The organism is Paenirhizobium cremeum (assembly GCF_047553425.1).
Taxonomy (GTDB): Bacteria; Pseudomonadota; Alphaproteobacteria; order Rhizobiales; family Rhizobiaceae; genus Allorhizobium; species Allorhizobium cremeum.
Genome location: NZ_CP180217.1, coordinates 2,117,780 through 2,140,247, shown reverse-complemented (window position 1 = coordinate 2,140,247; position 22,468 = coordinate 2,117,780). Strand labels below are relative to the sequence as shown.

Below are 22,468 nucleotides of genomic sequence, written 5' to 3'. Positions count from 1 at the left end.
CGATTGACGCCTCCGGCATGGCACCTTAAGTGTTTGCCACGTTCATTCGAGGAGCAATAAGACGATGGATATCAGGCAGATCAACGAAGAGTATTCCGTTTCCGGCCAGATCACGGTTGCCGATCTCGATCAGATCAAGGCGCTGGGTTTCAAGTCCATCGTCTGCCACCGTCCGGATGGCGAGGAGCCCGGCCAGCCGACCTTCGGCGAGATTGCCGCCCGCGCCAAGGAACTCGGCATCGAGATCAAGCATGTGCCCGTCGGCCCCATGGGCGTGACCGAGGATGCCGTTCGCGGCATGATGGATGCCCTCGACGATTTCGATCGTCCGATGCTCGGCTATTGCCGTTCCGGCGCGCGTTCCACCAATGCCTATCAGAAGACGCTGCCGCTGCGCGGCTGACCTGAGGTACCGGCCCTTCCGGCCTGCCGATTTCCGTTTAAAGCAACAGGAGTATTTCCCATGACCATCAAGCGTATCGAGCCGGGCGCCCGCATGAGCGGCGCAGTCGTTCACGGCAACACTGTCTATCTCGCCGGTCAGGTGGGCGACGGCGTATCCGTGACCGAACAGTCCAAGTCGGCTCTCGCTGAAGTCGACCGTCTGCTTGCCGCCGCCGGCTCGGACAAGTCGAAGATCCTGCAGACGATCATCTACCTTTCGGACATGTCGACCTTCGGCGAAATGAACGCCGTCTGGGAAGCCTGGATCGATCCGAAGAACCCGCCGGCCCGCGCCACCAGCCAGGCCGCGCTCGCAACCCCGGACTACAAGGTCGAGTTCGTCGTCACCGCTGCTCTCTGATCCTTGAGAACTTGATTCGAAAGACCGGCGCATCCTGCTGATGCGCCGGTCTTTTTCGTTCTGCCTGTCAGGCGAATTTTTGGCGCATGAAGGCGATATAGTCGTTCTCTTCGAGTTCCTTGCGGGCTTTCAGCCAACCGCTTTGAGCATCGCCGACGAAGTAGCGCAGCTGCGGTTTTCCATCGGTCGCTGCCTCGAATACGACCTTTGCGACGTCGGAGGAGGTCATGGTCACCGCCCCGCCGAGACGTGCGAAAGTAGCGATACTCCTTTCGAGAAAGGCGTCGTATTCGGCTGGCGTGCCGTCCCGAGCGAAGTCGGCTGCCGATCTTTGCTGGAACGAGGTTTCCGCCACTCCGCCATGGGGAATGACCAGCTTGACGCCGATGCCGAGCGCCAGCATTTCATAGGACAATGCCTCAGTGAACCCTTCGAGCGCGAACTTGCTTGCGCAGTAGGCCGAGATCATCGGCAGGGTGAAGTGTCCCGCACCGGAACTGAGATTGACGATGGTGCCGCCACGGTTTTCACGAAAATGGGGAAGGATGGCGCGGATGGTGTCCATCACGCCGAAGACATTCACGTCGAACTGCTGCTGCAGCTTTTCCCGCGGAATAGCTTCGAAGACACCGTAGAGGCCATAGCCGGCATTGTTTACGAGAATGTCGATCTTGCCGAAGCGTTCGATCCCTTCCGCAATCGCCGTCTCTATGCTGGCCCGCTCTTCAAGGTCGAGGCGCGTCACCAGCACATTTGAAAGCTCCTTGAATTCCTCGCCGGCGGATATGTCCCGCATCGTGGCGACGACGTTGAAGCCCTGAGAACTGAAATGCTTCACGCTCGCCTTGCCGATGCCGGACGACGCTCCGGTGATGAGGACGGTCTTTGCCATGTTTCCAACTCCTTTGGCGTTTGGGGATGCACAGGAGATAGATTTCCGGATATGCTTCGATAAGCGCGACAATCATGGACAGCATGATGAGTATATTCGAACAATGAAGAGAGCAGGGCTGATCGAACTGAATGCCGTGACCATCGTCGCCGAGACCCGCAATTTCCGGGCAGCGGCCCGCGAGCTCGGCATGTCCGCCTCTGCCGTCAGTCACGCTATTTCGGCACTCGAAAATCGTCTCGGGGTAAGGTTGTTCAACCGCACGACACGCAGCGTTTCGTTGACCGAGGCAGGCGAGCGTTTTCTGGAAAAGGTTTCTCCGGCGCTGAAGGATATCGCCGGCGCGATGGAGGGAGCGACCGCGGCGGGGGGCAGTCCGCGCGGAAGGTTGAGGATCAATACGTCACCCGGCGGGATGCAGGGGCTGTTGATGCCCATTCTTGTCGAATTCCAGCGTCGTTATCCCGAAGTTCATGTCGACGTTGCGAGCGAGGGCCGTCTTGTGGATATCGTCGAGGAAGGCTTCGATATCGGTGTGCGCCTGCGTGAAAGCGTACCGCAAGACATGATCGCCATTCCACTAACGGAGCAGGAGCGTTTTCACGTTCTCGGCGCGCCGCGCTATTTCGAGCGTTACGGAAAGCCTTCAGTGCCGACCGATCTCTCGCGATATCCCTGCCTGCGCTTGCGTTTGCCAAGCGGTGCGATCTATCGCTGGGAGTTCGAGCGTCATGGGCAGGAGATCAGGGTCGAAGTGGATGGGCCGATGACCCTGCAGGACATGGATCTCATGCTCGAGGCCGCCGTCGCCGGCGTGGGGCTGGCCTACATGACCGAGCGGCAGGCCGCCGGCCCCTTGTCGGCGGGATTGCTGACAGCGGTTCTGGAAGACTGGACGCCGCCATTTCCGGGACTCTGCCTTTATTTTTCCGGGCGCAGGCATCTGCCTCCGCCCGTGCGAGCCTTTATCGACGTTGCCCGGGAAATGACGCGTAAGGCCTGAATATCAGGCCTTTTCGCGGATCTGGGTCAGGGTTCTCGTCGGGGTGATCGCTTCCGGATCGAGCTTGATGTCGAGGATCGCGGGCTTGCCGGAGGCGCGGGCGCGTTCGAAGGCGGCGGCGAATTGTTCGGTGTCCTCGACCGTCTCGCCATAGCCACCATAGGCGCGGGCAAGGGCTGCGAAATCCGGGTTGGTCAGATCCGTGGCGCTGACGCGGCCGGGATATTCCCGTTCCTGATGCATGCGGATGGTGCCGTAGATGCCGTTGTTCACCAGAAGCACGATGATCGGCAGGTTGTAGCGGATGGCGGTCGCAAATTCCTGTCCGTGCATCATGAAGCAGCCGTCACCGGCAAAGCAGATGACCTCGCGCCTTGGAAAGAGCTGCTTGGCGGCAACGGCGGCGGGCAGGCCGTAACCCATCGATCCCGAGGCGGGTGCTGCCTGCGTGTTGAATGCCTGGAACCGGTGGAAACGATGCAGCCATGTGGCGTAGTTGCCGGCGCCGTTGGTGAAGATCGCGTCCTTCGGCGTGTTGGCCTCGATCCACTCCATGATCGGCCCCATGTGCAGCTTGCCCGGACCCGTCTTCGGCGGGGTGGACCATGCGAGGTATCCTGTATGCATGGCGGCGGTGCGGGTTGCCCATTCCGGTTTCACTGCGGGGGAAAGCTTGCCCAGTGCCGCGACGAAGTCCTTTGGCGTTGCGCAGATCGCAAGGTCGGCGCGGTAGACGCGGCCGAGTTCGGACGGATCGGGATGGACATGCACCAGCGTCTGGGACGGGTAGGGGATGCCGATGAGGGTGTAGCTCGAAGACGGCATTTCCGAGAAGCGGCCGCCGAGCAGGACGACGAGGTCGCTTTCCTTGATTTCCTTCGCAAGCGCCGGGTTGATGCCAATGCCGACATCGCCGGCATAGTTCTCATGCAGGTGATCGAACAGCATCTGGCGACGGAAGGAGCATCCGACCGGCAGGGCAAAGCGTTCGGCGAAGGCGCGGATGCCGGCAACGGATTCGTCGTCCCAGCGGGTGCCGCCAAGGATCAGCATCGGGCGTTTCGCCTTTGCCAGCAGCGCGCCGAAAGCCTCGATCTGTGCCGGGCCGGGATGGGCTTCGACCGGCATGTAGGGCTTGGCTTCGGGCGCATCGACTTCGTCGACCAGCATGTCCTCCGGCAGCGTCAACACGACCGGGCCGGGGCGGCCGGAGGTGGCGATGGCAAAGGCGCGGGTGACGAATTCCGGAATGCGGCGGGCATCGTCGATCTCGCCGACCCATTTGGCGAATTCGGTGAAGGCGCGGCGGTATTCGACTTCCTGGAAGGCTTCGCGTTCGCGGGCGTCGCGCTGGACCTGACCGATGAACAGGATCATCGGGATCGAGTCCTGCTTCGCGACATGCAGGCCGGCGGAGGCGTTGGTCGCGCCCGGTCCGCGCGTCACCATGCAGATGCCCGGCTCGCCGGTCAGCCGGCCCCAGGTGTCGGCCATCATCGCGGCGCCGCCTTCCTGCCGGCAGACGATGGTGTCGATGCCGCTGTCATAGAGCGCGTCGAGCACCGCGAGATAGCTTTCGCCCGGCACGCAGGAAACGCGCTTCACGCCGTTCGCCTTGAGTGCATCGACGATCAGTTGGCCACCTGTCTTCTTCATTGGGCTGCCTTTCTCTCGATCTCTTCCAGTTCGGCAAGGATTTCATCCCTGTGCTCGCCAACCCTCGGGCTTGGTCGCTCGTAACGCAGCGGCGTTTCGGAAAGCACGATCGGGGTTCTGACACCCGGAATGGTGTTGCCGTCGGCATCGCTGAGGTCGATCTTCAGGCCGCGCGCCTTGACCTGCGGGTCGTCGAACATTTCGGCAATGGAGTTGATCGGACCGGCCGGCACGGCATTGCTCTCGCAGGCCGTCAGCAGGTCGCGCTTTGCCCATTTCGCCGTTTCGGTCGAAACGATGCGCCGCACCTCCGTCTTGTGGGCGACGCGCGCCTTGTTGGTGGCGAAGCGCTCGTCTTCGGCGAGCTGTTCGATGCCGAGGATGGCGCAGAGGCGCTTGAACTGGCCGTCATTGCCGACCGCGAGGATCAGGTGACCATCCGCTGTCGGAACGACCTCGTAAGGGCTGATGTTCGGGTGGGCGTTGCCGAGGCGCACCGGAGACTTTCCGGAGATCAGATAGTTCATGTTCTGGTTGGCGAGCACCGCAGACATGACGTCGAGCAGCGCCATGTCGACCAACTGGCCTTCGCCGGTTTTCATGGCGTGGATCAGCGCCGCCTGGATCGCGGTGACGGCATAGATGCCGGTGAAGATATCGGCGATGGCGACGCCGGCCTTCATTGGCTGGCCGTCCGGCTCGCCGGTGATCGACATGAAGCCGGACATGCCCTGTACGATGTAATCGTAGCCGGCAAATTCGGCATAGGGGCCGTTCTGGCCGAAGCCGGTGATCGAGCAGTAGACGAGTTTCGGATTGACCGCCTTGAGGCTCTCATAGTCGAGGCCGTATTTCTTCAGGCCGCCAACCTTGAAGTTCTCGATCACCACATCGGCCGTGGCGACCAGCCGCCGGACGATTTCCTGGCCCTCGGGCGAGCGGAGATCGACCCCGATCGAGCGCTTGTTGCGATTGGTCGAATGATAGTAGGCGGCTGACAGGTTTTCGCCGTTGCCGCCCTCGACAAAAGGCGGTCCCCAGGCGCGGGTGTCGTCGCCGCCTTCGGGGTTCTCGACCTTGATGACGTCCGCGCCCATGTCCGCCAGCATCTGGCCGGCCCAGGGACCGGCGAGCACACGGGCGAGCTCGATCACCCGGATGCCGGCAAGCGGCGGTTTCCTCAAAGGCGCGTCAGTCATGGTCGATCCTGTCATGGGGCAACGGGTTTGCTGTCTGATACCGGCCTGGAGGAGAAGCGGCGCTCCCGCCAGACGATAAAGAGGCCGGATCCGATGATGATGGATATGCCGAGCCATTTCACTGCATCGGGGAAGTCGCCGAACACCAGCCAGCCGAGCAAGGTGGCGGAGACGATTTCCAGATACTGCATCGGAGCGAGAATCGAGGCGGGAGCGACACGGTAGGCATAGACGGCGAGGATGCCCGAAAGGGCCGCTGCGAAGCCGACTGCGGCCAGCCACGTGAAGGTCAGTCCATCGGGCACGGAAGGGGCCAGGAAATCGATATCGTTCAGCGCGCCGAAGGCGAGCAGCGCGCCACAGATCGGCAAGCCCCATACCGACATCTGGAACTGCATCGACCAGGGATCTTCGCGCTGGGAAAGGGCGCGGGTCATCAGCGCGAAAATGGCGACGCAGAAGGCGGTTACGATCGGCAGCAGGGCTATGAAACCGACCTCCTCGAAACTCGGGCGGATGACGATTATCGCCCCCAGAAAGCCGATGGCACAGGCAGTGTAGCGCCGCCAGCCGACGGCTTCCTTCAGAAATATGCTGGCCAGCACCGTGAGGATGATCGGCTCGACGAAGAAGATGGCGACGGCATCGGCCACCTGCATGACAGCAAGCGTCGCGACGAAGCAGATCATCGACACGGTGATGATGGCGGCGCGAATGGCATGGTAGCCGCTCAGCCGCCATGAAAAGTCGCGCCAGAGGCCCTTGCTGATGACGATGGGAAGCATGAACACCCCCTGAAACAGGAAGCGGCCGGCTGTAATCATCGTCGGCGAGGCATCGGCGGTTGCAAGCTTGGAAAAAATGTCGATGCAGGGGGCGACCAGCATGGCGAGGATCATCAGCCCGAGGCCCTGCATGATCCTGTTTTGGGGAGCGGTATCTGCCAATGTAGCGGACGACGACATCATGGTCTTTCTATAGCCGGGAGTGTTCCGGCAAACACTTGAATTTCTCTCATGGGGTTATTCCCTTTCGACATCGCCGGGCGTCGGTTTGCCGCAGGATTGGTGTGAAGGCGCCTTTTCTGTGACGCTGTCGGGAAGGGATGATCGTCTCGAAACAGCTTTATGACGACCATCGAAGGACGGGCCGGAACGAAGTGGATGATACCGGATCGGGAGCGATCGCGGGTGGCTGCCCAAGCTAGGAAAGGGTTTCGAGCGGGCGGGCTACGTTGCCGATTACTTGGTCGCACCAGCTCTTGAAATCGGTAATCGCCCGTTCCCTGCCGATTTCGTTCAGCGTCTCGTGCCGCATATCCTCGTATATCCGGGTGCTGACGTCGGTGAAACCGCTCTCCCGCAGGTGTTCCTCCAGCCAGAGAATGTCCCGGCCTCCGCGGGTGGCCGGGTCCTCGCTGCCGCCGACGAGATGGAAAGGCAGGTCTCGGGGGAGGCGGCTCAGCATCGCGGCGGAGCGGCCGCGGAAGGTCAGGGCGAGCACGTCGCTCCACATCGAGATGCTGGCGTCAAACCGGCAGAGGGGGTCGTTGGCATATTTGTCGACCTCGGCGGCATCGCGCGACAGCCAGTCGAACGGGGTCCGGCGGCCGCGGATGGCGCGAGCCCAGGCATCGAAGGTCGCTCTCGGCAGGATGGCGCTCGGAACGTCGGAGCCCTTCAGCATGCGTTCGACGGCGAGAACACCCTGTGCGAGCCGGCCGGCAAGACCGGGATTGAAATTGGAGTTCCAGATCGCCACGGCCTTGAAGGCGTCGGGGTGCATGGTCGCGGCATTCAGCGCGATCAGCCCGCCCATGGAATGACCGAAAAGCACGACCGGAAGGTGGGGATGCTCGGCGATCGCCATGTCGCGCATGGCGCGGACATCGGCGACCACCTTGTGGACGCCGCCGTGTCCGGCGAAACGTCCGAGCGGGGCGTCGACAGAGGTCGTCTCGCCATGACCGCGATGGTCGTGGGCATAGACATGAAAACCGGCATCGGCCATGGAACGGGCAAAGCCCTGGTAGCGTCGGGAGTGCTCGATCAGCCCATGGCAGATCAGCAGGATGCCGCGCGGCACGCCCAGGGCAGCCTCATGACGGTAGGCGATCAATGCGCCTGTCGGGCTGGAAAGACGTCTCGCTTCTGTGAACATGCTTCTCCCCCTGTTCTTGCCGGAACGGGCCGGCCGGCGGCATTCGCCGCGATTTATCCGGTGTTAAAGCCTGCGAGGCTAGTTTCCGGCAGTCCTCCCCGGAGGACCATTGAACGGGGGCTTTGATGGTTTTGCAAGTCGGCGATGGCGACCGCGAGGGGCTATCTCGTGTTTTGTTCTTTCTTTGCCTGATATTCATCGGCTTTCTGCTGATGTTTCTCGACGGGCTGGATGGCCGGTTCAGGAGAATCGATATCGACGATGCCTTGCGACGCATCGAGGTCATCCAGTTGCTGGCAGACAGCCGCTGGTTCGACCGCACACTGGATGCGATCCGGATGCCCGAGCCCTACGTTTCGCCGTGGTCGCGCCTGGTCGATCTGCCCTACGTTCTGCTGACCTGGATGATCGAGCCGTTTGTCGAGAGACAAGGGGCCGTCAATGTCGCCTTCCTGATCTGGCCGCCTGTGCTCTTCATGGTTTTCAGCCTGCTGGCGACCGCAATTCTGTTTCGGGTCAAACGCGACGGGTCCCGCGGGGTGCCGTTCTGGCAGCTTGTTGCTATGGTGATCCTTGCGGCTCCGGCGATTTTGGAGTTCGAGCCCGGTCGCATCGATCATCACAATGTCCAGATCCTCCTGCTTCTGTTTTTCGTCTATGGCGTCTTGAGGGATGATGTTGCGGGCGGCTTTCTCGCCGGCGTGGCGGTCGCCGCGTCGCCGATGGTCGGCCTCGAATGCCTGCCGCTCATGGCCGTCGGCGCTGGCGCCATCGTGCTGGCATGGTGTATCGCGGGGCTCCCAAGGCGCGGCTTCACCCTCGTTTTCCTTCTGGCCTGTGCCTCGGCCACGCTCTTTCTGGGAGGCCTTCTGGTCGGAGCGCGCGGACTTTTTGCGACGCAATGCGACAGTTTTTCCGCACCGTTCGCCTTCGCCCTAACCGCCCTGCCGCTCGTCACCGGCCTTGTGATCCTCATCCTGCCTTCCGAGTTAGAGCCGAGGATGCGGATTCTCGCCGTTGGCGGGGCGGCGTTGCCGGTCCTTCTTTGCGGTGCATTCCTGTTCAGTGAGTGTCTGGCGGGCCCTTACGGGATCATCGATCCTGTTTCGCATCGCTATTGGTTTTCCCGGGTGCGGCAGGAAGGGAATATCGGCGCGGTCTTCGAAGCCGGTTATGCGGTGGAGGTGGTGCGGCTCGCACTGCTTGCAGCCGTCATCGTCGCCGCCGGTATAAAGCTCGCGCGGGAAAATCGGCCGGATCTTGCGGAAACGGCGATTGCCTGGGCAACCGCCTGTGCGGCGCTCCTTCTTGCATTGGCGATGTTCCGCTATACGCCGATTGCGGCCTCTGTCGGCCCGATCTTTCTGCCTCTGGCCGCAAGCGAGGTTATTCGTCTGTGGAGCGGGCGGGGCAAAGGACGCCTCGCGCTCTGGATGGCGGGCGCAGCAATGCTTGGCCTTGCGCTCGGCAGCGCGGCCAAGGCGGCTTCCGCAACGGCCACCGGGCCCGATGCTGTGGACTATATGAACGAAGACGGATGCGAAGGGGCGGATTTTGCCGACCTTTCCCGGCTCACGACCGGGCGTATTCTGGCACCGCCGGGACTGGCCTTGGCGATCGCCGGACGAATGCAGCCGGGTGTCTCCGTTGCAGGCATCCTTTTCCACCGTGCGTCGCCCGGTTTGCGGCGGACCTATGAAACCCTGCTCAGCGAGGATAGCGAGGTACGGCGCGAGGCGCTTGCTCCTTTCGACTACGTGGCTGTCTGCCGGCGCGTCCTGCCTGCCGGTGGAGAGCCCGCGCCCCTCTTCCGGGCGCTCGCGGGGGGCGACGACTGGCCGGGCTTGAGTGTTGTCGGGGAGGGGAAGTCCGCGTTCCGCTTGCTGCGCGTCGACCACGAGGCCTTTCGATAGGCACCCCGGCACTGGCAATTCACAAAAACCGGGCATGCCGCATTGCCCCCTTAGCCGCTTTCGCCTACATAGCGGCAACTTCCCATTCGACGCGCGGAGCAACAGGACGATGGCACGTCAGTTCATCTATCACATGGCCGGCCTCAACAAGGCCTATGGCAACAAGAAGATCCTCGAGAACATCCACCTGTCGTTCTATCCGGACGCCAAGATCGGTATTCTCGGCCCGAACGGCGCCGGTAAGTCGACCGTTTTGAAGATCATGGCCGGCCTCGACAGCGAGTATACCGGCGAGGCCTGGCTGGCGGAGGGGGCTACCCTCGGCTATCTGCCGCAGGAGCCGCAGCTCGACGAGAGCCTCAACGTGCTCGGCAACGTCATGGAAGGGGTGGCCGACAAGAAGGCGATCCTCGACCGTTACAACGAATTGATGATGAACTATTCCGACGAGACCGCGGAGGAGGGCGCCAAGCTCCAGGACATCATCGACAGCCAGAATCTCTGGGACCTCGAGAGCCAGGTGGAAATGGCGATGGAAGCGCTGCGCTGCCCGCCCGGCGACGCAACGATCGACAATCTCTCCGGTGGTGAGAAGCGTCGTGTCGCGCTCTGCCAGTTGCTGCTGCGCCAGCCCGACCTTCTGCTGCTCGACGAGCCGACCAACCACCTCGACGCCGAGACGATCGCGTGGCTCGAAAAGCACCTGCGCGAATATCCGGGCGCCATCCTGATGGTCACCCACGACCGTTACTTCCTCGACAACGTCACCGGTTGGATCCTCGAACTCGACCGCGGCCGCGGCATTCCCTACGAAGGCAATTATTCCGCCTACCTCAATGCCAAGGCCAAGCGCATGGCACAGGAAGAGCGCGAAGAGGGCGCCCGCCAGAAGGCGCTCGCCCGCGAACAGGAATGGATCGCATCCAGCCCGAAGGCCCGCCAGGCCAAGTCGAAGGCCCGTATTCGCGCCTATGACGAACTGGTCAAGGCGGCGGAAGACCGTCGTCCCGGCGAGGCACAGATCATCATCCCGGTCGGCGAACGTCTCGGCAACGTGGTGATCGAGGCGGACAACATCTCCAAGACCTACGGCGATCGCGTCCTGTTCGAAAACCTCTCCTTCAAGCTTCCGCCCGGTGGCATCGTCGGCGTCATCGGCCCCAACGGCGCCGGCAAGACCACGCTCTTCCGGATGATTACCGGCCAGGAGAAGCCCGACACCGGCGACATCACTATCGGTGAGACCGTTCATCTCGGCTATGTCGACCAGAGCCGCGACTCGCTGGACGGCAACAAGACCGTCTGGGAGGAAATCTCCGGAGGCAACGACGTCATCAAGCTCGGCAAGCACGAGATGAACTCCCGCGCCTATTGCGGCGCCTTCAACTTCAAGGGCGGCGACCAACAGCAGAAGGTCGGCACGCTTTCCGGTGGTCAGCGCAACCGCGTGCATCTGGCGAAGATGCTGAAGTCGGGCGGCAACGTCATCCTTCTCGACGAACCGACCAACGACCTCGATACGGAGACGCTGGGAGCGCTCGAAGACGCGCTGGAAAACTTTGCAGGCTGCGCGGTCATCATCAGCCACGATCGCATGTTCCTCGACCGACTCGCCACCCACATCCTCGCCTTCGAAGGCGACAGCCATGTCGAATGGTTCGAAGGCAACTTCGAGGACTACGAACAGGACAAGATCCGTCGTCTCGGCGCGGATTCGGTCAATCCGAAGCGGGTGACCTACAAGCGTCTGACGCGCTGACGATCCCGGTTGTCCGAAAAGTCTGCCCGACCCCGCGTACCGCTCTGGTCCGCGGGGTTTTTCTTTGGCTTCTGCCTGGGCCGTCGCGGGCCGGGGGCGGCATCTGCCGTAATATTCCCTCCGATATTTGCCTTGTATACGACCGATTTGCGCTTGCGCAGGTAAGATGAATGACATAAAGATATGTTTATGTCTTGATTGGATGTGGGCGAGGGTGCATGAAATTCGGTGTGGACGTTCTGGTCGAGCTGCTGAAGGCCGCCGGGGAGCCGACGCGGCTGCGGCTGCTCGCGCTGCTGGCCGCCGGCGACCTGACCGTCACCGATCTTACCGACATTCTCGGCCAGTCGCAGCCGCGAATTTCCCGTCACTTGAAGTTGCTGACGGAGGCCGGCCTTGTCGACCGCTATCAGGAGGGCGCCTGGGCCTATTTCCGCCTAAAGCAGGAGGGCGAGGCTGCTTCCCTTGCCCGGTTGCTGATTGACGCCACGCTCGAGACCGACCCGGTGCTGCTGCGTGACGGGGAGCGCCTTGCCGCCGTGAAGCGGACGCGGGCCGAGCGTGCCCAGGCTTATTTCAGCCGCAACGCCTCCGGATGGGACGAACTGCGCCGGCTTCATGTCAATGACGACGCCGTCGAGGCGGCGCTGTTGCGGCTGATAGGCCGGGAACCCGTCGATGCACTGCTGGACCTCGGCACGGGCACGGGCCGTATTCTCCAGCTCCTCTCGAATATCTATCGCCGGGCCGTCGGCATCGATGCCAGCCGGGACATGCTGGCCGTGGCGCGCGCCAATCTCGACAAGGCCGGCATATTGAAGGCCGCCGTTCGCCATGGCGACATCCTGAACCTGCCGCTCGACGGCAACGAATACGATCTGGTGACGATCCATCAGGTCCTGCACTTCCTGCCCCAGCCGGAGCTGGCGCTTGCCGAGGCAAGCCGCATGCTGAAGCCCGGCGGGCGGCTCGCGATCGTCGATCTGGCGCCGCACGACCACGAATATCTGCGGGACGAGCATGCCCATGTGCGGCTCGGTTTCTCGCATCAGACAATGGCCGAATGGCTGGCGAAATACGATCTCGAAGTGGAACAGGCGGTCGATCTCACGCCGGAAAGGCCGAAGGGCGGAGGGCTGACGGTGACCCTCTGGCTGGCTCGCCAGAATGTGCCAGCCGACCGCGATATTTCCATCGTATCCACCCTTCAGACCGGGAGCAGATGAATGGCGAGAGACGAGCACGCCGAAAAGGCCGGAGCGCCGCTTCGCATTTCCTTTGAATTCTTTCCGCCGAAATCGGAGGAGATGGAAGGCCAGCTTTGGGCCACGGTCGATGAACTGTCCCGCTGGAACCCCGATTTCGTGTCGGTCACCTACGGCGCCGGCGGCACGACGCGCGCGCCGACCCTATCGACGGTGAAGCGCTTGATTGCCGAGACGACGCTGCCCACGGCCTCGCATCTTACCTGCGTCGGTGCGACGAAGGATGAAGTGCGGCATGTGGTGGAAGAATTCCGCGCCGTTGGCGTGCGCCATTTCGTGGCCCTGCGTGGCGATCCCCAGGGCGGAATCGGAACGGCCTACCAGCCTCATCCCGGCGGTTTTGCCAATGCGTCGGAGCTGGTAGCCGGGCTGAGGGAGATGGGCGATTTCGAGATTTCCGTGTCGGCCTATCCGGAGAAGCATCCGGAAAGCCGGGACGCGGCCGCAGACATCGACATGCTCAAACGCAAGGTGGATGCCGGGGCGCATCGCGCGCTCACCCAGTTCTTCTTCGATAACGATATATTCGAGCGTTATCTGGAGCGGGTGCGTGCCGCCGGCATTACCATCCCGATCGTCCCGGGCATCATGCCGATCCAGAATCTCACGCAGCTGAGACGCTTTGCCTCGATGTGCGGCGCCAGCGTTCCGGCCTGGCTGGACGACCGCTTTGCCGGTCTCGACGACCAGCCGCAGGCGAGGGCGGAGGTGGCCGCAACGGTCGCTGCCGAGCAGATCGAAGATCTCGTCCGCCGCGGGATTGCCGACTTCCACCTCTATACGATGAACCGCGCACCGCTGGTGAATGCCACGCTCGCAAACATCGGCCTGAGGCCGTCGGATCAGGCTGCGGCCGGCGCCGCCGCCTGATTGCGCCGAAAGGCAGGCGGTTTCGGGATAGCCATTAAAAAAGGCGCATGCCGCTTGCGGTTCATGCGCCTTTTTTATCGAATTCGGAAAGCATCACTGGCTTGGCCGGACCTCTCGGGCCTCTTTATGACGGCCTTTGGTTCATCCTGGAAAACTCAGATGAACAGCATCGTCGCTATGAACACAAACGCCGCACCGACGATCAGGACATTGAGAGAATTGGTCAGTCCCATGTCTGCCTCCTTGTGTTGACCGTTAGATAATATGTCCGTTTTGTGTCGATTGAAAAGCGATTTGTATGCTGCAGTGCAGTTCATGCCCGTGGATAAGTTGTCGCATGGATGGCAAAAATCAATAAAATCAAAAGCATAAAAAATGTGAGCGTCTGTTAATGTTGATTAACAAACGTGATTTGCAAAAATGAGACCGTTTTGATGCGTGACAGCCGGCATCACTTAGCTGAGGCGCCGATGGCAGAGCGACGGGCGAATAGCCGGCCATCCAGAATAATCAATCCGAGGCCGATCAGCGTCATGCCTGCAATATCAGTGAGATGCAGGCGCTCATCAAGGAAAAGTGCTCCGAGGAGGATGGCGCTCGGCGGGACGAGCAGGGTGACGAGGGAGGTGTTCGTAGCGCCGGCCCGCGCCATGATACGGAAAAACAGGATGTATCCGAAGGCCGTCGAGATGAGTGCGAGCGCAATGATTGCGGCCACGGCGCCGACGGGCGGCATGGAGAGCGCCCAGGGGTGGTCGATAAGGAGCGAGGCGGGCAGCATGATGACCGATGAGGCGGTCAGCTGGCCGGTTGCCGTCACAGGGGCCGGGATGCCTCTGAAACGCTTACCGTAGATGCTGGCAAAACCATAGGAAACGGCGGCCAGTATGGGCAGGCACACGGCCCATAGAGGAATGGAACTCGTGGAAAGCGCGCTCGGGCCGATCAGGATGACGGTGCCGAGAAGGCCGGTCAGACAGCCGGCGAGCTTGGCGCCCGTCAGTTTTTCGTCCTCCGTCAGGCGATTGGCGATGATGACGGTCCAGACCGGCGTGGTGGCGTTGAGGATAGAGGCGAGGCCGGCGCCGATATGGGTCTGGCCGAGAAAGATCAGGGTGTGGGGGAGGGCGTTGTTCATCAGCCCGAGGAGAAGAAAGGAACGCCAGTTGGCAGCGAGGATGCGATAGATATCCAGGCTGCCCCGCAGGTAGATATGCAGCGCCAGCGCGGCGATCGAAAGCCTGAGGAATACCAGCGTGAACGGCGGCACATAAGGGATTGCGACGCGGGCGAAGAAGAAGGATCCGCCCCAGATCAGCCCGAGCAACAACAGCATCAACCAGGTGGCGGTCGTCATTTTCTGCTGGGCGATGGCATTCATGGGATCACTCCGGTGTGTGTTGGAGTGTCATAGCTACGAATGGCGCGTTCGTCACGCCACCCGTTTTTTGCGATCCGGTCTTTTATGTTGCGAAATCGTCGTGGCGGCTCGATCAGAAGGCTGCGAGGAAGGCCGGGGTCGGCCAACCGTCGGCCGGCAGGCCGAGACGGAGCTGTTCCTTCTGGATGGCCATGCGGGTGCCGCCGCCGAGAATGCCGTCGATCTTGCCGACGTCATAGCCCTTCTGCTGCAGCCTGGTCTGAAGCGCCTTCATTTCCACGTCGCCGATGCCGGGTTCCGGGTTGCCCTTCAGGTAGGGTTCGGCGCCCATCAGCCGCGTGGCGAAATAGGCGGCCGAGGTCGTATAAATGAAGGACTGGTTCCATTCGAGATAGATGTTGAAGTTCGGATAGGCCATGAAGGCCGGGCCCTTGCGGCCCTGCGGCAACAGCAGTTCCCCTTCGAGGCCGGTATTGCTCGTGTCGCCGTTACGGGGCTTGACGCCGAGCGCGAACCAGTCGCCCGCCTTCATGCCGCTGTCGAAGCCGGTCTTTTCCCACGGCAGGTTTTCCGGAACGGTGACCTCCTGCAGCCAGGGTTCGCCGCGGCGGAACCCGAGGCTCTGAATGAACTTCGCAGCGGTCAGGATGGCGTCCGGCGAGCTCTTCTTGACGTTGACATGGCCATCCCCGTCGCCATCGACGCCAAAGGCGATGATGTCTTCCGGCAGCATCTGCACCTGGCCGATTTCACCGGCCCAGGCGCCGGTATTCGTTGCAGGATCGAGGTCGCCGTGCTCGACCATCTTGATGAGCGCCAGCAATTGCGGACGGAAGAGTTCCGGGCGGCGGCAGTCATGCGAGAGCGTGACCAGCGCGTTGCGGGTGTTGAAATCTCCCTGCACGGCGCCGAAGTCGGTTTCCATAGCCCAGAAGGCCGTGATGACTCCGGCGGGAATGCCGAATTCCTGCTCGGCGCGGGCAAAGACGTCGGCATACTGCTTCATCTTCTGCCGGCCGATATCGAGGCGCGCCTGGCTGACGGTGCGCTGCGAGAACTCCAGGAATGTCTGCTTGAACACGCCCTGGGCGCGGTCGCGGGAGAGCACCTTCTGATCGATCTGGGCACCGGCCAGCGCCTGGGCGGCGGCATCCGCCGTGCTTCCTGCCGCGATCGCTTCGGCTTTTACACCGTCGAGAAAGGCCTGCAGGTCGCCGCCGCATTCCGCGGCAAGCGAGGAAGCGGTGGTGGCGAGAAGACCTGCGAGTGCAAGGGCGAGGCGTGGTGCGGCTTTCATATCCATATCCTTGAATTTTTCGGGTCGGCTGCGATCATGCCCGTCATTTTGACGAAAACGAGATGGTCAGCCGAGAAATCACAGCATTGCAGAGGATTAGCTGAGTTTGTTGGGGCAACGATGAAAATGGTCTGCCGCATTCCTACCTGGACGCGGCGGCGACCCATTTTCTCCAGTTTTTCTCGGTGCCGGCAAAGACGTTGATATCCGTCTCCCCCTTGATGCCGGGAATGACGCCGGTCGAGGTGTATTGCCAGAACGCCCAGCGGCGCTCCGGATAGATTTCCTCGGGGTGTTGGGCAACCGCGCGAACCCAGAAATGGTAATCCTGGAAAGCGCCCTCGAGATTGTCGCGATGGAAATCGACGGAGGTATAGATGATCGGGCGTTTGCCGTAATAGGCCTCGATGCGATCCATGAAGCGCTTCATTTCGCTACGGACCGTCTCCGCATTCGGGCGATACTGACAGGTCTTCGAGGCGTGATTCCATTCCACGTCGAGAACGGGCGGAAGGTGCATCGATTCCTTCGGCACGTTGCGGATGAACCAGTCGGCCTGCTCGTCGGCGGTGGAGCAGAAATAATAGAAATGATAGGGCGCATGCGGCAGGCCGGCGGCGCGGGCCTTGCGCCAGTATTCGTCGAAGCGCGGGTCGATCATGTCCTTGCCTTCGGTCGCCTTGATGAAGACGAAGGAGACACCGGACTGGCGGACCTTAGCCCAATCCACATCGCCATTCCATTTCGACACGTCGATGCCATGCACCTTGTGCCGATGGGGATTGTTGGCACCGAAGTCCTGCGGGTCCTTGTCCTCGAATCGCGGCTGCTTGATGGAGGCCGTCTCCATGAGGTCGTAGCTGGCCGAGGTGCAGCCGCTAAGGGCAAGGGCGACCGGCAAAAGAGCGTTAAGAAGCCACCGCATGGTTATTCCGTCAGATAGAATTCGAGGTCATGCCCCTGATGCGGCGCGCGCACACGCAAATACAAAAGAGGCGCAAACCTCCTTTTGCCTCCATCATCCTTAAATATGCGTTATTTTCAACTGTCTGACGGCGTCTCAGATGCGAATAACCGCATGCCAGGCATAACCGCGTCCGACGGTTTCGAATTCCAGCCGCCCACCGATGCCTTCGAGCCGTGCTTCCAGGGCCTTGCGCAGGTCGGCCCTGGGCGTGACGTGGAAGCGTGCGAGCCATGACTGCAGGAGCCGTCTGAACCAGCCAGGAAGGCCCTCCTGTTGGCCAAAATCGACCACATGCAGGGAGCCGCCTGGCTTCAGCGCCGCGAGGCTGGCATCGATCGCCTTCTCCCAATCCGGGATCATCGACAGGGCGTAGGAAATCATGACCCGATCGAAGCCGAAGACGCCGAATTCGCCGGCCGTGAAGGTCGTTGCATCGGCGACCGCAAGGACCGGTTCTGTGGGTTTGCCACGGAAATTGGCGCGGGCGGAGACGAGCATTTCCGCCGAAATATCGAGGCCATAGAGCCGCGCGGTCGGATAGAGACGATGGGCGAGCAGCAGGTTGCGGCCGGTGCCGCAACCGACCTCGAGAAGGCTTCCGTCACGCGGGACATCCAGCCGGGCGATCATCCGGTCCCGGCCGAACAGGTAATATTTGCGCGTGAGATCGTAGATATGCCGCTGGTAGCGGTACATCCGGTCCATGCGTTCAGCGTGTTCGGCGTCGAGCCCGGCTTCTGCCACCATCAGGCTTTTCTCTCGTAGATGTGGAAACCACCGTAAATCGCCGAGCGGTCCTGCTTGTTGAGCTCCGCCGACCGTTCGGCGTGGTAGGTCCATCGGTCGAGAAGGGTATCGGAGAGCCGGCCGTCAAGCACGCTTTTTTCTGCGGCCGTGCGGAAGATCACGCGGGCGCCGGGTGCGGCGGTGCGGGTGATTTCACCCCAGAGATCATTGAGCTGGCGATCGTTCATCCAGTCCTGCGCGTCGAGCAGGACATAGCGGTCGACGCTTGCCGCCGGCTTCTGCGACAGGAGCTCCGTGAAGCTCGCATGATGAACGGTGACGCGGTTCGCATTGGCCCGGATCGCCGGATAGAGCTCGGGTTTCAGATAGGTCGGGAGCGTGCCTTCATGCGGCTGCGGATAGCGGCGGGCAAAGGCCTGCCAGGCGAAATAATTGTCCTTCATCGGGAAGTGACAGGCGAGCTTTTCGAGGCGGTGGCGCAGCACCGGCGCGATGGTGCCTCCCTCGGACATGCTGGCGAGCTCGTCGTACTGCTGCGGCGGGATGCCGAGGCCGAAGAGAGAACTCTTGCGGGCGGTGATCCAGCGGATCAGCGGCTTTTCGAACAGCGGCGCAATACGGTCGTCGAAGAACTGGCGCTGCTCCCGGAGCGAACGGGTTTCGGTAATCTCCTTCAGCTTGACGCCGTGCAGCCTTGCAACGACATGGCCTGCGCTAATGAAGCGGCCGAGAAGGCCGGTGCGGTAGAAATTGCGGTTGAAGGCGGCGATGCGCCGGCGGCCGGTAACCCCGCGCTTGCTCCAGTAGTCCCTCGTCTGTTCGTCGAGGTTCGGTGCGATGAAGCGGTCATAGCTGCGGGAATTGGAGCGAATGTTTTCTGCAGCGAAGTGGCGGACCACGGCGGCATGATCGGGCAAATGCTGAAAAGCGGCGAGCTTCAGCCGGTTCAGGGCCACGTGGTTAGGGTTGAGATCGACCACGTCGATGCGGGAGGGGCTGCGCGAAAGGTAGGCCAGCATGTTGCAGCCGCCGGAGCCGATGGTGACGATGGAGTGGCCCTCGGCGAGTTGCATCGCTTCCATGTCGACATCCGGGTCCTCCCAGATCTGCGGATAGACAAGGCCGGAGAAGAGCATGCCGAACAGCCGTTCGGACAGGCCGTCCTTCGTCAGGGCCTTGTGCTGCAGGAGAGCGTCCTTGAGTTTCCGGTTCTTGCGAAAGCCGGCATCCGGTGCAACGTCGGTCATGTCTATTCGCCATCCATTGAACGTTGAGGGCGTGTAGACCCGTCATGCAACAGTATGATGACGCAGGCTGTGGGTGCACCGGAAGATCGACGGAGCCGGTCAAAGTCTATCGGAAATCCGTGTATTGGCGGTCGGACCAGATGTTTTGGGGGTTTCGTCACCGGAGGAATCCTGATTGCATGACGGCGGCAATCGGGAGGCACGCATGCGATTGTTTGGCAGGATCATCCGGGGGCTCGTACTTGCCGTTGTCATGCTGGTCACGGCGCTTGTCTTCTGGCTATCTTTCTCGCCCCCGGCCTTGCTGAGGGTCGGCACCGGCTATGCGGCGAAGATCGTCTGCTCGAACGTTTTCCTGGCCGGACGCGACCCCGAGAATGTGCTGGCGGCAGACGTGCAGGCGCCGGGCCATCCCCTACTCAGGCTGGTTAGTGTCGATGTGGATCGCGAAGCGCGATCCGTGACGGCTCAGCTTCCCGGCGCAATCGCAGCCAGCACCGCGATCTACCGGGAAGGGCTGGGCTGCTCCAACGTGCCGGATGGCGGCGCCGTGGCGGATACCGTGCAGCCACCGCCGCTTGAGCCGCAGCGGATAGCGGCAGATGCCCCGTGGCCTGCGGGTGACCGAGTGGAGGCCGCCGAACCCGCGATTGCCGGGCTGCTTGCCGATCCGGCGCTTGCCGGACCGGGAATGCGCGCCATCGTCGTGGTGAAGGACGGTGGTATTGTTGCCGAGACCTACGGAGGCGGATTTTCCCACGCAACGCCGCTCCTCGGCTGGTCGATGGCAAAGACGGTCAATGCCGCCGTTCTCGGCCGGCTGGTCGCGGAGGGCAGGCTCGGTCTGGACGACAGCGGCCTGTTTTCCGGGTGGAAGGACGACCAGCGCGGCACGATCCGTGTCCGTGACCTGATGGCGATGGAGAGCGGGCTGGAATTCAACGAGGATTATGGCGATGTGACGGATGTGACGCGAATGCTCTATCTGGAGCGCGACATGGCCGCCTATGCCGCTGACAAGCCCGAAATCGCCGGGCCGGGAGAGGTCTTCAACTATTCCTCCGGCACAAGCGTTCTTCTGGCGCGGGTGTGGATGGACCGTTTCCGGGACCAGTCGCGGGCTTTGGCCTACCCGGAGACGGCGCTGTTTGCGCCGCTCGGCATGACGAGTGCGCTGATGGAGGCAGACGCCGCCGGCACGTTTGTGGGAAGCTCCTATGTCTATGCGACGGCCCGCGACTGGGCGCGCTTCGGGCTGTTCCTGCTGCAGGACGGTGTGTGGAACGGCAACCGGCTTCTGCCGGAGGGTTACGTCGCCATGATGCAGCAGCCGACGGTCGCTTCCAATAACCGCTTTACGAAGGGGCAGGCCTGGCAGGAAGGTCCGGGAGGGGTTATGGACCAGACGTTCGGCCTGCCGGCGGATGCCTATTGGATGCTCGGCCATGACGGGCAATCCGTCACCATCGTTCCTTCCGAACGCCTCGTTGTCGTCCGACTTGGGCTTACGCCTTCAAAGCTCGGCTATCGGCCGCAGAAACTGGTGAAGGCCGTCATGGACGGCCTTCGGTAAACTTTGCAGGCGCCGGGAAAGTCAAAAGCACTTATGGATCGAGGACGTCGAGCATGCCCTTGCGCTTGGCGTCATAATAATAGCCGCGGGAATAGAGCCGCACCGCGCCGTCATGGCTGTTGTCTGCCACGAGCCAGGCACCCTTCAGATATTTGATCGCATATTTGAGATTGGTTTCCGCGTCGAACAGGCCGGAGGCGGGGCCATCATAACCCATCGACTTGGCGGTCGAATACTTGATCTGCATTAGACCGTAGTGACCGTTGTTATAGGCGGCGGGATTGTAGGTGCTTTCGCGATTGACGACCCGGTGGATCAGCGCTTCCGGCATCTCGTAGATCTTGGAGTATTTCTTAATCAGCGCGTTGATGACGGTCGGTCCGCTGGTGGCCGGTTTCGGCTGTTCCTCGATGACGGGCGGCGGGCCGGGCGGCGAAACGTCAAACTGCCTGTCGAGCGCTGCAAGGGACAGATTGCCGGACGGTGCGGCATAGGCGAGCGCGGTGGTCGGCTTCTGCGCCGGCACGATGGTCTGGGCGGCCGTGACCTCGGGCGGAAGGATCGTCGGAACCGTGGGAGGCGCCGAATCCGGCAGGCTCGTCACCATGTTCGGCGATTCCGGCATGGACGCCGTCTGGATCGTCCCGCGTTGCTGGTTTGCCACCAGTTCGATTGCCTGAGCGGCGGGCATGGTTGCCGCGGCAGTGGCCAGCGCGTTGGCCTTGAGGACCGGGATCGGGGCTGGGGTCTGGGTGCCTGGAATGATCGGAGCCGGCTCGTTCGAGGCGTTGGGATCGGCCGGAGCTGCCGGGTCGGTTGTCGTGCCGGCTGCTGCCGTCTGGGTGCCCGGGGCGGGTGTTCCGGCAACCGGATTGGCCTTGAGCTCCTGCTTGGCCGCGTCTTCCATGCTGCTGGTACAGCCGGCGAGACCGACAAGCAGAATGGAGGCGAAACCCAGGTTCGCTCTCAGGTCTCTTTTTGCGATCATCCCGACATCCCAAGTAAAACTTAACACCGGTTAACGCGCATGCGCGCCCGTTAACGTTCTGGTGTCATAATGCATGGGCGGAATTGCGGCAAGCTTGCCACGTTCAGGCGGCGATCTTGCGATAGCCCGCCGTCACCGCTCCGGCTGCGATGAGCAGCGTGCCACCCGTGCGATTGACGGCTTTCCTTACGGAATGCTTGCGAATGAAGCGTCGCGCCCGCTCGGCGAGCGCGACATAGACCAGACAGTTGGCTATCGACAGGGCGAGGAAGGTTGCTTCAAAGATCGCCACCTGCTCGATGAACGGTACTGCCGGGGTCATGAATTGCGGCAGAAATGCGACGAAGAAGACGATGCTTTTCGGATTGAGCGCAGTCACCGCGAAGGCGTGCGCCATGATTCGAAGCGGCTTTTCCTCCGGGAGATTGTCGTTGTCGGCCATAGGGCCGTCCCCGACGGGCGCCCTCCAGAGCCGGATGCCGAGATAGACGAGGTAGGCGCCACCGATCCATCGGAGGATCATGAAGGCCGTGGCCGAACTTGCAAGCAGAGCGCCGAGCCCCAGAAGCGAACCCGTCATCGCGACGAGATCGCCGACAGCCACGCCTGTTACCGTCGCAAGCGCCGTCTTCTTGCCGTGCCCCAATGCGTAGGACACGACGAGCAGGGTGGTCGGCCCCGGAATTGCCAAGAGAAAGGCCGAGGCGGCGGCGAAAGCGAGCCAATGTTCGAACGACATGAGTCTT

The 22,468-nt window shown here is 62.0% G+C and carries 20 protein-coding genes; 8 read left to right on the top strand and 12 right to left on the bottom strand.

The annotated features are described in order from the left end of the window. Window positions 1-64: 64 nt before the first annotated feature. Window positions 65-403: a TIGR01244 family sulfur transferase gene (locus ACLBKR_RS10640; protein ID WP_112827991.1), complete on the top strand. Its 339-nt coding sequence runs from the start codon at window positions 65-67 to the stop codon at window positions 401-403. Between the two features lie 60 nt (window positions 404-463). After that, window positions 464-805 carry a RidA family protein gene (locus ACLBKR_RS10635; RefSeq protein ID WP_112827992.1) on the top strand — a complete coding sequence of 114 codons (342 nt, stop codon included), beginning with the start codon at window positions 464-466 and terminating at the stop codon, window positions 803-805. A 67-nt stretch (window positions 806-872) separates the two neighbouring features. Here the strand turns inward: ACLBKR_RS10635 and ACLBKR_RS10630 are convergent, their stop codons facing one another. Beyond that, window positions 873-1,697, bottom strand: a complete 825-nt coding sequence (locus ACLBKR_RS10630) for an SDR family oxidoreductase (protein WP_112827993.1) — start codon at window positions 1,695-1,697, stop codon at window positions 873-875. Window positions 1,698-1,800: 103 nt separating this feature from the next. Here ACLBKR_RS10630 and ACLBKR_RS10625 point away from each other — a divergent pair, with 103 nt between their 5' ends. Beyond that, the gene (locus tag ACLBKR_RS10625) at window positions 1,801-2,700 is read left to right on the top strand and encodes a LysR family transcriptional regulator (RefSeq protein ID WP_112827994.1); all 900 of its coding nucleotides are present in this window, start codon (window positions 1,801-1,803) and stop codon (window positions 2,698-2,700) included. Between the two features lie 3 nt (window positions 2,701-2,703). Here ACLBKR_RS10625 and ACLBKR_RS10620 read toward each other — a convergent pair whose 3' ends face one another. The 4 genes from ACLBKR_RS10620 to ACLBKR_RS10605 all read right to left on the bottom strand — a co-directional run bounded on the left by ACLBKR_RS10620 (window position 2,704) and on the right by ACLBKR_RS10605 (window position 7,715). Continuing rightward, the gene (locus tag ACLBKR_RS10620; RefSeq protein WP_113447258.1) at window positions 2,704-4,356 is read right to left on the bottom strand and encodes a thiamine pyrophosphate-binding protein; all 1,653 of its coding nucleotides are present in this window, start codon (window positions 4,354-4,356) and stop codon (window positions 2,704-2,706) included. Continuing rightward, window positions 4,353-5,555, bottom strand: a complete 1,203-nt coding sequence (locus ACLBKR_RS10615; protein ID WP_113447345.1) for a CaiB/BaiF CoA transferase family protein — start codon at window positions 5,553-5,555, stop codon at window positions 4,353-4,355. Before ACLBKR_RS10615 ends, ACLBKR_RS10620 begins: the two co-directional genes overlap by 4 nt. 11 nt (window positions 5,556-5,566) lie before the next feature. After that, window positions 5,567-6,523 (bottom strand): DMT family transporter, encoded by a 957-nt coding sequence (locus ACLBKR_RS10610; protein ID WP_113339077.1) that lies wholly within the window; start codon window positions 6,521-6,523, stop codon window positions 5,567-5,569. A 235-nt stretch (window positions 6,524-6,758) separates the two neighbouring features. After that, on the bottom strand, window positions 6,759-7,715 hold the full coding sequence (locus ACLBKR_RS10605) for an alpha/beta hydrolase (RefSeq protein WP_113339076.1): 957 nt from the start codon (window positions 7,713-7,715) through the stop codon (window positions 6,759-6,761). A 125-nt stretch (window positions 7,716-7,840) separates the two neighbouring features. On the opposite strand from ACLBKR_RS10605, the gene ACLBKR_RS10600 reads away from it, so the two are divergent. From ACLBKR_RS10600 to metF, 4 genes are all read left to right on the top strand, one after another. Beyond that, window positions 7,841-9,628 (top strand): hypothetical protein, encoded by a 1,788-nt coding sequence (locus ACLBKR_RS10600; RefSeq protein ID WP_113447259.1) that lies wholly within the window; start codon window positions 7,841-7,843, stop codon window positions 9,626-9,628. Window positions 9,629-9,737: 109 nt separating this feature from the next. Continuing rightward, a complete protein-coding gene (gene ettA, locus ACLBKR_RS10595; RefSeq protein WP_112827999.1) occupies window positions 9,738-11,387 on the top strand; it encodes an energy-dependent translational throttle protein EttA in 1,650 nt (549 codons plus the stop codon). 218 nt (window positions 11,388-11,605) lie between these two features. Beyond that, on the top strand, window positions 11,606-12,613 hold the full coding sequence (locus tag ACLBKR_RS10590; protein WP_113447260.1) for a metalloregulator ArsR/SmtB family transcription factor: 1,008 nt from the start codon (window positions 11,606-11,608) through the stop codon (window positions 12,611-12,613). Beyond that, window positions 12,614-13,522 (top strand): methylenetetrahydrofolate reductase [NAD(P)H], encoded by a 909-nt coding sequence (gene metF / locus ACLBKR_RS10585; RefSeq protein ID WP_113447261.1) that lies wholly within the window; start codon window positions 12,614-12,616, stop codon window positions 13,520-13,522. Between the two features lie 451 nt (window positions 13,523-13,973). Here the strand turns inward: metF and ACLBKR_RS10580 are convergent, their stop codons facing one another. From ACLBKR_RS10580 to ACLBKR_RS10560, 5 genes are all read right to left on the bottom strand, one after another. Then, window positions 13,974-14,903: a DMT family transporter gene (locus ACLBKR_RS10580; RefSeq protein ID WP_113447262.1), complete on the bottom strand. Its 930-nt coding sequence runs from the start codon at window positions 14,901-14,903 to the stop codon at window positions 13,974-13,976. Between the two features lie 112 nt (window positions 14,904-15,015). Continuing rightward, window positions 15,016-16,200: a lytic murein transglycosylase gene (locus ACLBKR_RS10575; protein WP_414899308.1), complete on the bottom strand. Its 1,185-nt coding sequence runs from the start codon at window positions 16,198-16,200 to the stop codon at window positions 15,016-15,018. 142 nt (window positions 16,201-16,342) lie between these two features. Beyond that, entirely contained in the window at window positions 16,343-17,125 is a 783-nt protein-coding gene (locus ACLBKR_RS10570) for a GH25 family lysozyme (RefSeq protein ID WP_112828004.1), read from the bottom strand. 135 nt (window positions 17,126-17,260) lie between these two features. Further along, on the bottom strand, window positions 17,261-17,914 hold the full coding sequence (locus ACLBKR_RS10565; protein WP_112828005.1) for a class I SAM-dependent methyltransferase: 654 nt from the start codon (window positions 17,912-17,914) through the stop codon (window positions 17,261-17,263). Then, on the bottom strand, window positions 17,914-19,161 hold the full coding sequence (locus ACLBKR_RS10560) for a DUF3419 family protein (RefSeq protein WP_113447264.1): 1,248 nt from the start codon (window positions 19,159-19,161) through the stop codon (window positions 17,914-17,916). Before ACLBKR_RS10560 ends, ACLBKR_RS10565 begins: the two co-directional genes overlap by 1 nt. Window positions 19,162-19,366: 205 nt before the next feature. Here ACLBKR_RS10560 and ACLBKR_RS10555 point away from each other — a divergent pair, with 205 nt between their 5' ends. Then, window positions 19,367-20,734 (top strand): serine hydrolase domain-containing protein, encoded by a 1,368-nt coding sequence (locus ACLBKR_RS10555; protein WP_113447346.1) that lies wholly within the window; start codon window positions 19,367-19,369, stop codon window positions 20,732-20,734. 31 nt (window positions 20,735-20,765) lie between these two features. Here ACLBKR_RS10555 and ACLBKR_RS10550 read toward each other — a convergent pair whose 3' ends face one another. Beyond that, a complete protein-coding gene (locus ACLBKR_RS10550) occupies window positions 20,766-21,722 on the bottom strand; it encodes a lytic transglycosylase domain-containing protein (RefSeq protein ID WP_112828007.1) in 957 nt (318 codons plus the stop codon). A gap of 103 nt (window positions 21,723-21,825) precedes the next feature. Further along, entirely contained in the window at window positions 21,826-22,461 is a 636-nt protein-coding gene (locus ACLBKR_RS10545; RefSeq protein WP_112828008.1) for a LysE family translocator, read from the bottom strand. Window positions 22,462-22,468: the final 7 nt, after the last annotated feature.

Coding starts and splice junctions, on each gene's coding strand:
- ACLBKR_RS10640 (WP_112827991.1), top strand. CDS start 65: ATGGATATCAGGCAGATCAACGAAGAGTATTCCGTTTCCGGCCAGATC.
- ACLBKR_RS10635 (WP_112827992.1), top strand. CDS start 464: ATGACCATCAAGCGTATCGAGCCGGGCGCCCGCATGAGCGGCGCAGTC.
- ACLBKR_RS10630 (WP_112827993.1), bottom strand. CDS start 1,697: ATGGCAAAGACCGTCCTCATCACCGGAGCGTCGTCCGGCATCGGCAAG.
- ACLBKR_RS10625 (WP_112827994.1), top strand. CDS start 1,801: ATGAAGAGAGCAGGGCTGATCGAACTGAATGCCGTGACCATCGTCGCC.
- ACLBKR_RS10620 (WP_113447258.1), bottom strand. CDS start 4,356: ATGAAGAAGACAGGTGGCCAACTGATCGTCGATGCACTCAAGGCGAAC.
- ACLBKR_RS10615 (WP_113447345.1), bottom strand. CDS start 5,555: ATGACTGACGCGCCTTTGAGGAAACCGCCGCTTGCCGGCATCCGGGTG.
- ACLBKR_RS10610 (WP_113339077.1), bottom strand. CDS start 6,523: ATGATGTCGTCGTCCGCTACATTGGCAGATACCGCTCCCCAAAACAGG.
- ACLBKR_RS10605 (WP_113339076.1), bottom strand. CDS start 7,715: ATGTTCACAGAAGCGAGACGTCTTTCCAGCCCGACAGGCGCATTGATC.
- ACLBKR_RS10600 (WP_113447259.1), top strand. CDS start 7,841: ATGGTTTTGCAAGTCGGCGATGGCGACCGCGAGGGGCTATCTCGTGTT.
- ettA (WP_112827999.1), top strand. CDS start 9,738: ATGGCACGTCAGTTCATCTATCACATGGCCGGCCTCAACAAGGCCTAT.
- ACLBKR_RS10590 (WP_113447260.1), top strand. CDS start 11,606: ATGAAATTCGGTGTGGACGTTCTGGTCGAGCTGCTGAAGGCCGCCGGG.
- metF (WP_113447261.1), top strand. CDS start 12,614: ATGGCGAGAGACGAGCACGCCGAAAAGGCCGGAGCGCCGCTTCGCATT.
- ACLBKR_RS10580 (WP_113447262.1), bottom strand. CDS start 14,903: ATGAATGCCATCGCCCAGCAGAAAATGACGACCGCCACCTGGTTGATG.
- ACLBKR_RS10575 (WP_414899308.1), bottom strand. CDS start 16,200: ATGAAAGCCGCACCACGCCTCGCCCTTGCACTCGCAGGTCTTCTCGCC.
- ACLBKR_RS10570 (WP_112828004.1), bottom strand. CDS start 17,125: ATGCGGTGGCTTCTTAACGCTCTTTTGCCGGTCGCCCTTGCCCTTAGC.
- ACLBKR_RS10565 (WP_112828005.1), bottom strand. CDS start 17,914: ATGGTGGCAGAAGCCGGGCTCGACGCCGAACACGCTGAACGCATGGAC.
- ACLBKR_RS10560 (WP_113447264.1), bottom strand. CDS start 19,161: ATGACCGACGTTGCACCGGATGCCGGCTTTCGCAAGAACCGGAAACTC.
- ACLBKR_RS10555 (WP_113447346.1), top strand. CDS start 19,367: ATGCGATTGTTTGGCAGGATCATCCGGGGGCTCGTACTTGCCGTTGTC.
- ACLBKR_RS10550 (WP_112828007.1), bottom strand. CDS start 21,722: ATGATCGCAAAAAGAGACCTGAGAGCGAACCTGGGTTTCGCCTCCATT.
- ACLBKR_RS10545 (WP_112828008.1), bottom strand. CDS start 22,461: ATGTCGTTCGAACATTGGCTCGCTTTCGCCGCCGCCTCGGCCTTTCTC.